This is a genomic window from Nonomuraea antimicrobica (genome assembly GCF_039536965.1).
Lineage (GTDB): Bacteria > Actinomycetota > Actinomycetes > Streptosporangiales > Streptosporangiaceae > Nonomuraea > Nonomuraea antimicrobica.
On record NZ_BAAAZP010000041.1, the window covers coordinates 16,102 to 29,258 of the forward strand.

Consider the following 13,157-nt stretch of genomic DNA (forward strand, 5'->3'; position numbering starts at 1 on the left):
CCGGCGACAGAAAGGATGCCCGGTGGCCACGCTGACACCCGTTGATCCGGAACTCCTGGCCACGGCCGTCGTCACGACTCTGGCCGTCGACTTCGACCCGCAGGCCCGTGAGGCCAGCATCTTCTACTGGGAACGGGGACTGCGCTACCGCCGAGCGGTGGTGGAGGCGGCCGAGCGGACCCAGGACGAGACCGTCACCCGCCTGGTCGGCGAACTGCGCGCGGGCCCGGCCGACCCGGCCCTGCACCTCGCCCTGCGCAGGCGGCTGATCCAGCTCGCCGGCGACGGGCCGGCCCTCGGCACTCTTTTCGCGCGGGCGTGGGAGGCAGAGTCCAACTCACGCCTGGGCTACCACTTGGGCCGGCACTACGCCGCCACCGGCCAGGCCGAGGTCGGGGCGGCGCGGCTCGCCACCCTGACCCCGGGCGAAGGGCTCAGGCCCGGCGACGCTCCCCAGGTGCTGGTCGTGGTGCCGTTCCGCCAACAGGGCTCAGGGCCGCGGCTGCGCAACCTGCTGGCCTGTCTGCTGGCGCTGCGGGACCAGTCCGTACCGCGCGCCTTCTACCAGGTCACGGTCGTGGAAACGGACGAAGGCCCGCGGTGGCGTGACGTCATCCTGCCCCGTACGGACCATTACCTCTACGCGTACAAGCCCGGCCCTTTCAACAAGTCCTGGGCGGTGAACGTCGGAGTGGTCAACACTCCCGCCCGGGCGGAGATCATCTGCATCCTGGACGCGGACGCCTTGGTCGACCGCGACTTCATCGCGCGGAACGTCGCCCGCTTCCACCAGCCCGGCGTCATGGGGCATCTCAGTTACCGCGACATGTGGTGCCTCGATGAGTCAGCCACCGCCAAGGCCATCGAGGAGCGGCTGTGGCGGCGTGCCGCCGAGGTGAACGCGGACCGACTGCGGGCCTTCGTGCTGCGGCGACCGCCTGGGTGCTGCGTCTGGGTACGCGCAAGCGCCTTCCACCGGGTCGGCGGGATGGACGAACGCTTCGAGGGCTGGGGAGGCGAGGACAACGACTTCGCTTACCGGATGGACATCAACTCCGCCTTCGACCACTACCACGATCCCCTGCTGCACATGTACCACCCGTCCTCCGCAGTGCTGCGCGCGGACGGCGAACTGGTCAACGCCCACATACCCGCGTTGAGCTGGGGACCTTCCTCAGTACCCATCGGCGACGTCCACCGGTTCACGCACACGACCGGAACCGGCCACCGGCCCGAGCGAAAGGAAGACAGTCGTGTCTCGTGACGTCCCCGTTCTGGACCTGACCGAGTGGCGAACGTCGGGCCCTGCGCGCCGCTCGGAGATCGCCGCGGCGCTGGATACCGCCCTGCGTGAAACCGGGCTCTTTCTCCTGCGCGGCCACGACGTTCCGCCAGAGCTCACCGAGCGCATGCGTACGCAGGGACGGGTGTTCTTCGCCCTGCCCACCGAGGTGAAGCGGCAGTACGCGGTCAGCCGCCCCTACGACAACGGCTGGCGTGGCCTGGGCGCGCTCGACGTCGGCGCCGTGAACGGGCAGGCCGGCGCACCCGATCTGCACGAGGCGTATCACGTCGGTCCCTCCCACCGCACCGGCGACCCGTCGTACGACGCGACGTACTACCCGCACAACAAGTGGCCGGCGGAACAGCCCGGACTGCAGGGCACAGCACTGCGGTACACCGGCCACATGACGCGGGTGGCCCACGAGGTGCTCGGTGTCCTCGCGGCCGTCCTCGGCCTGCCGGCGGATTTCTTCACCGCCAGATCGCAGCGGGCGACATGGACCCAGAACGTCAACTGGTATCCCTCGCTTCGGGCCGTCGGCGGCGTGGTGGAAGGACAGATGCGGGTCGGTCCGCACACCGACTTCGGCACGCTGAGTCTCCTCGACCGCCAGCAGGGCGTCGGCGGGCTGGAAGTCTGGAACGAGGCGGACGGCTGGTTCGAACCGCCCTTCGAGCCGGGCACCCTGGTCGTCAACCTGGGCGACCTGATGCGGCTGTGGACGGACGGCCGTTGGCGCTCACTGCGGCACCGGGTGCTCGCGCCCAGCGACAAGGCTCCGGACGAGGAGCTGGTGTCCCTGGTCTACTTCTTCGAGACCGATCCTGACCTGGAGGTCGTACCGCTGGCGGCGCCCGCGGGAGGCGGCCGGGGGATGAGCCCGGTCATCGCCGGCGAATCGATTCTGGAGAAGGTCCGAGGGTCTCTGACGCTCGAGGAGAACAGCATCCGGTGATCATCGGGCTCGAAGTCACCCATCGAACGAGAACAGGACTGATCCCTTGCGGATTGTTGAGTGCCACTACGAGTTCACCGGCTTCGACGACAGCCTCGTACGAGCAGGGACCTCGGTATATCTCTGGAACCTGGTCCGGAAGTTCCGGGATGCCGGACATGAGATATGCGCGATCACTCCGGCCCACGGTCTGCTCGACTACCTGGCCGCAACCCACTCAGTCGAAGAACTACCGTGGGCGATCGACGAAGAGGTACCGATCCGCCTGGATCCCGGCATCTGGACCGGCCACCCCGAGACCGTTCATCTCCGCCTCTCCGTTCGCGCAGCGCGGATCACGGTGGATGGCATCCCCATCGTCTTCTTGCGCGGCGGTCTGCTCGATCTGTACCCGGACACCCGTTACCCGCCGGCCGAACTCGAAGGCAAAGACCTCGACTTCCTGAAACCGCTGGCTTTCCAGATCGCCGCCGCCCGTTACCTGGCGGACCACGAACCACCGGGAACGGTGGTGCACCTCCACGAGCCCCGAGACCACTACCTGCTACCGGCCGCACTCTCGGACCGCGGGCTCACTGTGGTGTCCACGGTGCAGACCAACCATCCGGTGAACCAGAAGGTGTACGAGCCGACAGCGCGGGCGGTCCTCGACCACTTGGGCGCCGACACCTCGGTGCTGGACGGGCTCGCCGATCCGCCGCTGGAGTCCTACCTGCACCAGGCGATGCGGTCATTCCTGCCGCGCACCGCGCCCTACGCCGACCACATCACGGCGTCGGCGGCGAACTACGTCAGCACGCTCGCGATCGTACTGCGCGCCGTCGCGGCCATGGACTTTCTCTCCGAGGGTCAGCTACAGCACCTGCTCACGCAGGGCGGCACCCCGTTCGAGCAGCTCTTCGGAAAGCTCGCCATCGCGCGTGAACTGCGCAGGCACAAGGACCGCCTGGTCGTATGCGGGTGCGCCATCGGCGATGAGTGGCGGGCCGTCGAGCGAACCGGCGACCGGCGCCGTCGAACGCTGCACGCGCTGGGCCTGGACCCCGGCCTGCCGACCATCTACCACAGCGGGCGCTACGCGCTGCAGCACAAGGGCCAGCAGGAAGTGATCCGGGCCGTCGCGCGACTCCTGGATGACGGTGTTCACTGCAACGTGCTTCTGCACTTCCTGACCGCGCGACCGCTCGACAACCCCGAGCTCGCCGACCTGGCGTCCCGGCACCCCGACCTCGTCCGGGTCCGGACCGAGGCGAGGGCGACGACCGACCTGATGGACTGGGCGCTCGCGAGCGATCTGTCGGTGTTCCCGTCCAAGTTCGAGTTGGACACGTTCCTGATGGCGATGGGCGAGGCCATGGCGGCGGGAACGATCCCGGTGGCCACGGCGCAGCGGGGAATGGCGCACTTCCAGCACGCGTACGACCTCGAGTCACCGGGAGCCGCCGGCCTCGCGGTCCGGCGTTCGTTCCGGGTCGATGATCCGCTGCTGACCCAAGAGGTATATGAGGGTCTGCGCCATCTGGTGAAGCTGATCGATACCGATCCCGAGCGCGTGTCCGCCCTTCGCGCGCGATCGGTGGCGGTGGCACGCCGATTCACCTGGGACGCCGTGGCACGACGGTTCCTCTTGTTGTTCGAGGCTTGCCTGAGAGGCGCGGTCCCCGCGACCACGATGGGGACGACGTTTCCCGACGTCGCGGCGGACGCACCGGCTGCCGAACCGTGCGGAGCCGCCGTACGCAAGGCGGACCTGGTCTCCGTTCGGTGGGACAGCACCGAAGCCACGCAGGTTGAGGTCGTGTTCCCTGGTTCTCCACCGGAGATCGTGGCGCTCGATCGGCAACCAGACGGCTCGTTCGCCGCCGACATTCCGTATCGGGGCACCTCACGGCTCGCGATGCTCGTGACCCGGCACGACGGTGAGTTGGCCTGGGCGGAACTGGCCGTCCCATAGATCCAGGTACACCCCTTCTTACACGCCGTTGCGCACGAGGATTCGAGATGGACATGCTGACGACCAACCACAAGGCAGACTCAGCCAAGCTGCGCCTGGCGCTGATCGGGACGGGAAACATGGCCCGCCGATTCCTGCGGCAGTTGCCGGACAGCCGGCGGTGCACGTTGCGTGCGATAGGCGATCGCGATCCTGATCAGGCCCGAGCGCTCGGGGAGGAGTTCGGCGACCTCTGCGAGGGCGACCTGATCTACGGCACCGAAGATCACGCGACCACCTCTGATCAGGTGGACGCGGTCTACATCGCGACCGTCCACACCACCCACGCCCAGCTCACCATGCGTGCGATCTCCGCCGGCAAGCACGTCCTGTGCGAGAAGCCGCTGACCGTCAACCACGCACAGGCGATGACCGTCGTGGATGCCGCGCAGCACGCCGGGGTCCGCCTGGTCGAGGCGATGATGTTCCGCTTTCACCCGCAGATGGCGGCGATCCGCGATCTCGTGCGCGACGGCGAGATCGGGGAGGTACGTCACATCGACGCGGGATTCGCGTTCTTTGTACCTTCCGCCCCGAACACGGCCACCGAAGTCAGCGCCGACCTGGTCATCGAAGATGCCGGCGGGCTCGACGGGCGGCTGTTCGATCCGAACCTCGCCGGCGGCGGGATCCTTGATGTCGGGTGCTATCCGATGTCGATGGCGCGGGCGATCGCGGGCGCCGCGGCCGGAGTCGACTTCCTGGACCCGGTGAGCCTCACCGGCGATGGGAGCCTCAGCGACGGCGGTGTCGACGAGTGGGCGACCGCGCAGTTGTGCTTCGGCAACGGGGTGACGGCGTCCGTACGGGCGGGTGTGCGGATGGTCGACAACAACACCGTGCAGATCGTCGGGTCGAAGGGCACGATCGAGATGCTCGACCCATGGGCGCTCTCGACGAGCCCGCGAGTCATCGTCCGCCGGGTCGGACACCTGCCACAGAAGCTGACATTCCCTGCGCCTGGGGCGTACGCCCTACAGGTGGACGCCTTCGCCAAAAGCATTCACGGCTCGGAGCCGGAGCAGATCAGCAACGCCGACTCCCTGGGCAACAGCGCGGCTCTCGACCGATGGCGCAGGGCGGTCGGGGTCTGCTACCCGTTCGAGCGGGACAACGCGACGATCCCAACGGTGTCCGCGCTGTCGCTGCGTGCACCCGCGCCGCCCGACGGCGTGGACCACGGCGGCGGCACCGGCCGGATCGAGGGCCTGAGCAAGCCGCTCTCGCGGATTGTCATGGGATGTGACCACCAGCCCGATCTTCCCACGGCGTCCGCGCTGTTCGACCACTACGTCACGCTCGGCGGCAACGTGTTCGACACCGCGCACTTCTATCTTGGCGGACAGGCCGAACGTCGTCTGGGCCGGTGGATTGCCAACCGTGGCATCCGTGACGACGTCGTGGTGATCGGAAAGGGCGCGCACACACCGGACTGCAACCCGGACGGGCTGACCCGTCAACTCCTGGAGTCGCTGGAGCGGCAGGGAACGGACCACCTCGACGTCTATCTGCTGCACCGCGACAACGAGGACATACCGGCCGACGAGTTCGTCGACGTCCTCAATCAGCACGCCGACGCCGGCCTCGTGCGGATTTTCGGCGGCTCGAACTGGTCGATCCGACGGGTGGACGAGGCCAACGCCTGGGCACGGGCCAATGACAAACGCGGCTTTTCGCTGCTCAGCAACTACTTCGGCCTGGCCGAACCCAACGAGTTGCCGTGGCCCGGCTGCCTGGACGCTTGCGACGCGGAATCGATCCGCTGGCTCACCGAACGGCAGTTGCCGCTACTCGCCTGGTCGGCCCGGTCCCGCAACTTCTTCACTCGAGCCGATCCTTCGGACCGGACGGACGCGATGCTGGTGCGGTGCTTCTACGGGCCGGAGAACTTCGAGCGGAAGCAGCGAGCTGAAAAGCTGGCCCGCGACTATGGCGTCTCGCCCTCGGCGATCGCCATGGGCTACGTCCTGCACCAGCCTTTCCCGACGTTCGCCCTGTACGGGCCGAAGACGCTCGAGGAGTCGAGAGCCGGCTTCAGGGCCGCCGAGGTTCACCTGTCCACCGAGCAGATCGCCTGGCTACGCGGCGACCGGCCGTGACCAGCGGCCGCGCACATGTAGAAGGGTGCGCAAGATCGCAACGAGAACAATGCTCTCGTGACAACCCCGGCGAACGGCAGCCGCAGCGTCAGGGGCCCTTCTTCTCCTCGTGGGCGCCGTCCACCATCCGGAACAGGGCATCGAGGCCCGCCCTGTTCTGCGCGATGACACTGTCGACGGCGACCGGGTCCATGCCATGCTTGATCATGAGCGCGGTCAGGGCCTCGACATACGCGTCGTACACCTCACCCGCGGCCTCGTCCGGATCGATCGGCTTGCGCGCCGACTTCTCCAGGCTCTTGTTGAGATGCTTGACGAACTCGCTCTCCAGCACCCCCATCGCCTGGTCCGCGACGAACTGGGAGACCGGCTTGTTGAACAGCTTGTCCAGCGGGATGAGGCTGACCGCGAGGCCGACGCCCTCCTCGATCCACATCTCCTTCTTGGCGCGGGCGTCGAGCCCGTCCTTCTCCGCCATCTTGTAGATCCCCTGATAGAGCGCCACGCTCCCGGCGTCCCTGAGCATGGCCTCGAACAGGCCTCCGCCGGGCCCCATCTTCTTGGGGTCGAACTTCATCCTGCCCAGGTAGGCCAGCGTCGGGCTGCGTGCCAGTAATGCCTGGTTCTCCCGCTTGATGACCAGGCGCGGCTCGTCGTGCTGCACGAGCGCGCCGAGAAAGCGGTGGATGTGCGCGAGCTCGACATCGTCGGGCAGCATGAGCCCGCCCTTCGGCAGCGGCAGCTTCCCAGCCACCAGGTTCGGCCTTTCCTCATCCGGCCGGACCCCCAGCTGCGGCGGGGGCGGCTTCATGTTCGGCGGCCTGAACTCACCCTCCTGCAGGGGAACCTTCTGATCCCGGGCCCAGGCCAGGGCGTGCAGGTACGCGGCCGACTCGTAGAAGGGCAGGAACTTCTCCGTGACCAGCGCGGCCAGTGCCTTGTCGTCCTTCAAAGCCTCGTGGAAGGGGCCCTTGTGGCCGTGCTTGATGAGGTTGCCCCAGACCTGCGGGGCGAGCTCGGGATCGGGGCCGTTCTTGTCGAGCGCGCGGCCAAGAGCGTACATCGCGGACTGGCGGAACGGCGCGGCATTCCACACGTTCTGCGCCAGCAGGCCCTTGGCGTACGTCTCGTCCGCGAGGATCCGCTGCAGGGCGACCGGATTCCGCACCAGGCCCTTCATGACCTCGATGTTGCCCTTGCCCTTGCCAGCCGGGTCGGTCCGCCCCCCGGTCTCCGACAGGTCGCGTTTGGCCAGCTCCACGATCGTCTGGGGATCCCAGACGCCGTCCTGCGTGAGCATGCCGAGCAGTTCCAGCTCGTCCACAGGGACGTTGCCGGGGTTGAAGGAGTCGCGGAAACGCTTGTCAATCAGTCCCTGGTGGCTGACCGTGGCCAGAATCTGCCGGAGTGCCGCGAAACGGTTGACGCCGTCCGTCCCGTCGCGGTCCGACTTCGTGCCATGGGCCAGCTCCGCAAGCTTGGCGGGGCCGAGCGCGCGCACGAGCGCCGCGGCGAAGTCGGGGTCGTTGGAGTACCTGGACACCTGCTCCCATGCCTGCCCGGACAGGGCGTCCCCGCCCTTGCCCGCCTGGAAGGCTCGGGCCAGCTCGGCGGCCTTCTGCTGGGCCTCCTGGACGGTGGCGAACTGGCCGAGCGACTCGCCCGGGACCTTGGGCGTGCGCGTCAGGCCGTACACGCGGCCCTCGCTGGCGAGCTGTTGAGCCATGCTCTGGCGGCGCTGCAACATCGGGTACTGCGAGTCCACCCAGCCGCCGACGGCCTTGAGCGCGCCGAACCCGGCGGTGGGCAGGCCCACCTTGGCGAAGGCGGCCTCGAGCCTGGGCACATGGGTGCTGATCTGCGTGCGGGCGTTGGCGATGTCGCGGTTCATCGCCGCCATGAGGGCCGGGTCGATCCCGTCGAAGTTCTTGGGGGGCATGGTCCCGTCACAACCCGTACCGGCGCCGGATCTTGTCGGCCTCCTCCGGGGAGACCTTCTCGGGCGTCCTGGCCAGTCTGTCCGTCAGATCCTCGTACGCGCGGTCCACGGCCTTCTTGGTCTTGGCGTCGTTGGCATCGAGGGCGCGGGCGAAGGCTGTGGCCGCGGCGCTGGTCCACACCTTGCCGCCGGCCATATTCCTGGTCGGTCTGTCGAGGCCGTTGCGGAGCGCTGGCCGTACTGACTCCATCTGGCGTTTCAGCTGCACCAGATAGACATGCATCGGGTTGTCCACCTCAGCCACCGCAGCATCCTAACGGGGAAAGATCACGGTCTATCGGGCGAGTTCCTGACAACTTCGTGAGTCACCTCGGGGAAATCGAAAGATTGTCATGATAAGGGAGGGGCGCCAGACGTTTGAGTAGTTCATTGAGATCGGCGAGGAGCTTTACGATTGTCCCCATTCCGCATCGCCGAGTGGAGGCTGCATGCGCACGTCCCTGACAGCCCTGACCGCGAGGGGCCTGCAGAGCCTGGTTGTCAGCGGCGGAGAGGCCGCCACGGTCGCCGACGTGACGGCCGCCCTGCGGCGCACGCTGGGCGTCCCCGCCGGGGGCCTGTGGGCGGGCGGCCGGCCGCTCGACCCGCGAACCCTGGCGCGCGCGGCCCTGCGCGACGGCGACGTCATCGCCTTCAACCCCACCGCCGCCACCGCCACCGTCCGCGGCCAGGAGCCGCAGGGCCTGTTCGAGGTACGGGTCAGTGGCGGGCCTTCGGCCGGCGAGGTGCACCCGTTGTCGCCGGGCCTGGCCACCCTCGGTTCCGGACGCTGGTGCACCATCACCGTTGAGGACGCCACGGCGCCCGACTGCGTAGCCGAGATCAGGGCCGAGGCGCCAGGCCGGATCGTGGTCGCGCCGATGGCCGACGGGGTCACGCTCGACGGCCGGCCGCTCTACGAGCCGGAGCCGTGGCCGTACGGAGGCGTGTTGAAGGCCGGGCTGAGCGTGCTCACCCTGCACCCGCCGGGGCCGCCCGACGCCCATGTGACGCCGCTGCCCGAAGGCGGGCTGGCCTACAACCGGCCGCCCCGGCTGGACGGCCCTGTAACGGTGCGCACGGTCGAGGTGCCCATCCGACCGCCCGGACCCGAGCATCATCGCCTGCAACTGCTGTCCAGCCTGGTGTTCGGCATCGGCGGCATCGTCCTGGCGTTCGTCATGGACACGCCCTGGTTCCTGCTGATGACACTGCTCACGCCGGCCTCACTCATCGCGCAGTGGTGGAGCGACAAGCGGTACGGCAAGAAGCAGCACCGGCAGGCCATGAAGGACTACCGGCGGCGCCGCGCCGAGTTCGACACCCACCTGGAAGAGCTGCGCCGGGCCGATGAGGCAGGCCGCCGGGCCGAGTTCCCCGACCCCGCCGCGACCATGCTGGCCGCCGTCGGGCCCAGGCAGCGGCTGTGGGAGCGGCGCCTGCACGACGCCGACACCCTGCACCTGCGCGTCGGTGTCACGGACCTGCCCGCCAAGATCGAGCTGGTGCCCGAGCGCAACGCGTCCGGCTCCGACGACCTGCCACCCGTGCCCGTCTCTCACGCCGTGCCCATCGTGGTGCCGCTGCCGCAGGCCGGGGTGATGGGCGTCACCGGCGACCGGCCGCCCGCCAGGTCACTGGCCCGCTGGCTGGTCGCCCAGGCCGCGGCCCTGCACAGCCCGCGCGACCTGAGCATTGTCGTGCTGTCGGCCGATCACGAGGGTGAGGCGAACTGGAGCTGGGCCCGCTGGCTGCCGCACTGCGCGCCGCGCGACGGCGAGGAGTGCCTCGCGCTCGTCGGCAATGACCCGGAGACGGTCGCCCGCCGCGTGGCCGAGCTCATGGCCAAGATCGGCGCCAGGCGGGAGCGGCAGGCGCAGCTCGGGCTCGGCGGGGCGTTCGCCTCCGGCACATTCGCGGCCGGCGGGTACGCGGGCGCGCAGCCGTACAACGTGCTGGTGGTGCTCGACGGCGCCCGCGCGCTGCGCGGGCTGCCGGGCGTGCCCCAGTTGCTGCAGCTCGGGCCCACGGTGGGCGTCTACTCGATCTGCGTGGACGACGACCAGCGCCTGCTGCCCGAGGAGTGCACGGCCGTGGCCGTGTGCGAGAGCCCGGGCACGGTACGCCTGCGCGGCGGCCCCGCCGAGCACGCGGCCCCGGCGATCGCCGACCTGGTGAGCCCGCGATGGTGCGACCGGGCCGCCCGCGCCATGGCGCCGCTGAGGGACATCGGCGGGCAGGACGCCGAGGCGGCCATCCCCGACTCGGCCCGGCTGCTCGACCTGCTCGGCATGCCGGACCCGGGCCCCGGCCTGATCGCGGAGCGGTGGCGGCGTGACGGACGGGCGACCCGGGTGCCGATCGGCGTCGGAGCCGACGGGCCGTACACAGTGGACCTGAAGGTGGACGGGCCGCACGGACTCATCGCGGGCACCACCGGCGCGGGCAAGTCGGAGCTGCTGCAGTCGCTGATCGCCTCACTCGCGGTGGCCAACCGGCCCGACGAGATGACGTTCGTGCTCATCGACTACAAGGGCGGCAGCGCCTTCAAGGACTGCGCCAAGCTGCCGCACACCGTCGGCATGGTCTCCGACCTTGACGGCCACCTGACCGAGCGGGCGCTGGAGTCGCTCGCCGCCGAACTGCGCCGGCGCGAGCACCTGCTGCTGCGCGCCGGCACCAAGGACATCGAGGACCACAACGAACTGCGCGACCTGCCGCAGGGCCGCACGCTCGAAGCGATGCCGCGCCTGCTGCTGGTCATCGACGAGTTCGCGGCCATGGTGGCCGAGTTGCCCGACTTCATCACGGGCCTGGTGGACATCGCCCGGCGGGGCCGCTCGCTCGGCGTGCATCTGATCCTGGCCACCCAGCGTCCCGGCGGCGTCGTGACCCCCGACATCGCGGCCAACACGAACCTGCGCATCGCGCTCCGCGTGACCAGCGGCGACGAGTCGGCCGACGTGATCGACTCGGCCGGGGCCGCCGCCATCTCCAAGGCCACGCCGGGCCGCTGCTACGTGCGCTCGGGGGCGGCCTCGCTGCACTTGGTGCAGTCCGCCCGGATCGGCGGCCGGCGGCCGAGAGAGGGGCCGGCGGTGGGCGAGCCCGTCCGGGTGGAGCCCGTCGGCTGGCAGCGCCTCGGCCTGCCGCTGCCCGCGCCGGCCGAGACCTCCGAGGACGACGGCGGCATGGTGACCGACCTGGCCATCCTCGTGGACGCCATCGCCGAGGCCGCTCGGGGCCTGGGCATCGAACGGCAGCGCAGCCCGTGGCTGCCGCCGCTGCCGAAGACGGTGATGCTGGACGACCTGCCCGTTCCCGCCGCAGGGCGCTCCGGGGTGTCGCCGCTGCCGTTCGCGCTGGCGGACCTGCCCGCGCGGCAGGTGCGCCGCGTCGAGCACTATGACCTGGAGACCGCCGGTCATCTGCTCGTCATCGGAGCCGGTCGTACCGGACGCTCCAGTGTGCTGCGGGCGCTGGCCGCTTCCGCCGGGCGGCTGACTGATCCGGCCGACGTGCACATCTACGGCGTCGACTGCGGCAACAAGGCGCTGCTTCCGCTGGTGGGCATGCCTCACACGGGCGCGGTGGTGGGACGCGAATCGCCGGACCGGCTGGGCCGGCTCACGAACCGGCTGCTGGACGAGATCGCGGCCAGGCAGCAGTCGCTGGCCGCGCAGGGGTTCGCGGACGTCACCGAGCAGCGGGCCGTCGCTCCTCCGGGGCAGAGGCTGCCGTACCTGCTGGTGCTGTTCGACCGGTGGGAGGGCTTCACCGCCGCGTTCGACACCTACGACCAGGGCGTCCTGATCGACCAGTGGCTGCAGATCCTGCAGGAGGGCGCGGGAGCCGGGGTGAAGGTGGTCGTCACCGGCGACCGCAGCACGCTGATCGGGCGGGTGTCCACGCAGTTCGACGACCGCCTGGTGCTCAAGCTGACCGATAGTTCCGACTACTCCTACCTGGGACTCAAGGCCCGTGACGTGCCCGAGGACCTGCCGCCGGGGCGGGCCTTCCGCGCGGCATCGGGACTGCGGGAGGTGCAAGTGGCGCTGCTGGACGCCGACCCGGCCGGTTCTGCGCAGGTGGCCGCGCTGCACGAGGTGGCGAGGCGGGCGGGGCAGCGGCACGCGGGGCAGCCGAGAGCGCGGCGGCCGTTCCGGGTGGACGCGCTGCCGGGCCAGATCGACCTGGCGGGCACGCTGGCGCTGGCCGAGGTCCCGCCGCCGGACGACGCCGTCGTGGTGGGCGTGGCCGGGGACACCCTCGGCGAGCGGTACTTCCGCGCCGCCGAGCACGGCCCCGCGCTCGTGGTGGCGGGCACTCCGAAGTCGGGACGGAGCACGGCCCTCGCCACCATGCTGGCCTACCTGGTGAAACGTGGCTGGCAGCCGGCGATCGTGGCGCCGAGGGCGAGTCCGCTGCGGGGGCTGGGGGTGCCCGCCACGTTCGGCGCGGACGCGACACCGGATCAGGTGCGGGCGGCGTTGCGGGGTCGCCACGTGCTGGTCGTGGACGACCTGGAGCTGCTCGGCACGGACTCGGAGCTGGCGTACTGGCTGACCGAGCACGTGGGTGAGATCCGCGACTCGGGCAATCTGGTGATCGCGGCCGGCAGCGCGGACGACCTCGACTCGATGTACTCGGGGCCGATCGTGGCGATGAAGAAGTCCAGGTCAGGGCTGCTCCTGCGGCCGAACAGCGTAGGGCAGGGCGATCTGTTCGGCATCACGCTGCCGCGCAGCGCGGCCACCGGGATGGCCCCCGCAGGGCGAGGACTGCTCGTGCGCGGGGGCTCCTGGGAGCAGATCCAGGTGGCCACCCCCTGACGCGCCCGTCCGTCT

General features: G+C 69.8%; 8 protein-coding genes and 1 pseudogene. 6 read left to right on the plus strand and 3 right to left on the minus strand.

Annotation, left to right across the window (positions count from 1 at the left end; all coding sequences use genetic code 11):
- Positions 1–22 precede the first annotated feature (22 nt).
- A complete protein-coding gene (locus ABD844_RS11985) occupies positions 23–1,264 on the plus strand; it encodes a glycosyltransferase family 2 protein (protein WP_344876052.1) in 1,242 nt (413 codons plus the stop codon).
- Positions 1,254–2,240, plus strand: coding sequence for an isopenicillin N synthase family dioxygenase (locus ABD844_RS11990; RefSeq protein WP_344876054.1), 987 nt, complete (start codon positions 1,254–1,256; stop codon positions 2,238–2,240). Before ABD844_RS11985 ends, ABD844_RS11990 begins: the two co-directional genes overlap by 11 nt.
- A 229-nt stretch (positions 2,241–2,469) precedes the next feature.
- Here ABD844_RS11990 and ABD844_RS11995 read toward each other — a convergent pair whose 3' ends face one another.
- Positions 2,470–2,763 (minus strand): hypothetical protein, encoded by a 294-nt coding sequence (locus ABD844_RS11995; protein WP_344876056.1) that lies wholly within the window; start codon positions 2,761–2,763, stop codon positions 2,470–2,472.
- 132 nt (positions 2,764–2,895) lie between these two features.
- Between ABD844_RS11995 and ABD844_RS12000 the strand changes: the two genes are divergently transcribed.
- The 3 genes and pseudogenes from ABD844_RS12000 to ABD844_RS12010 all read left to right on the plus strand — a co-directional run bounded on the left by ABD844_RS12000 (position 2,896) and on the right by ABD844_RS12010 (position 6,332).
- The gene (locus ABD844_RS12000; protein WP_344876058.1) at positions 2,896–4,194 is read left to right on the plus strand and encodes a glycosyltransferase; all 1,299 of its coding nucleotides are present in this window, start codon (positions 2,896–2,898) and stop codon (positions 4,192–4,194) included.
- 119 nt (positions 4,195–4,313) lie between these two features.
- Positions 4,314–4,586, plus strand: a pseudogene (locus ABD844_RS53095) (Gfo/Idh/MocA family protein); the annotation flags it as partial.
- Between the two features lie 90 nt (positions 4,587–4,676).
- Positions 4,677–6,332 (plus strand): aldo/keto reductase, encoded by a 1,656-nt coding sequence (locus tag ABD844_RS12010; RefSeq protein ID WP_344876062.1) that lies wholly within the window; start codon positions 4,677–4,679, stop codon positions 6,330–6,332.
- 88 nt (positions 6,333–6,420) lie between these two features.
- Here ABD844_RS12010 and ABD844_RS12015 read toward each other — a convergent pair whose 3' ends face one another.
- Positions 6,421–8,271: a hypothetical protein gene (locus ABD844_RS12015; RefSeq protein ID WP_344876064.1), complete on the minus strand. Its 1,851-nt coding sequence runs from the start codon at positions 8,269–8,271 to the stop codon at positions 6,421–6,423.
- 7 nt (positions 8,272–8,278) lie between these two features.
- The gene (locus ABD844_RS12020) at positions 8,279–8,575 is read right to left on the minus strand and encodes a hypothetical protein (RefSeq protein WP_344876066.1); all 297 of its coding nucleotides are present in this window, start codon (positions 8,573–8,575) and stop codon (positions 8,279–8,281) included.
- Positions 8,576–8,759: 184 nt separating this feature from the next.
- On the opposite strand from ABD844_RS12020, the gene ABD844_RS12025 reads away from it, so the two are divergent.
- Positions 8,760–13,142, plus strand: a complete 4,383-nt coding sequence (locus tag ABD844_RS12025; protein ID WP_344876068.1) for a type VII secretion EssC family protein — start codon at positions 8,760–8,762, stop codon at positions 13,140–13,142.
- The last annotated feature ends 15 nt before the right edge of the window (positions 13,143–13,157 follow it).

Bases quoted from the DNA above. Each gene is read 5' to 3' on its own strand.
- ABD844_RS12015 (WP_344876064.1), bottom strand. From the start codon at position 8,271: ATGCCCCCCAAGAACTTCGACGGGATCGACCCGGCCCTCATGGCGGCG.
- ABD844_RS12010 (WP_344876062.1), top strand. From the start codon at position 4,677: ATGGCGGCGATCCGCGATCTCGTGCGCGACGGCGAGATCGGGGAGGTA.
- ABD844_RS12025 (WP_344876068.1), top strand. From the start codon at position 8,760: ATGCGCACGTCCCTGACAGCCCTGACCGCGAGGGGCCTGCAGAGCCTG.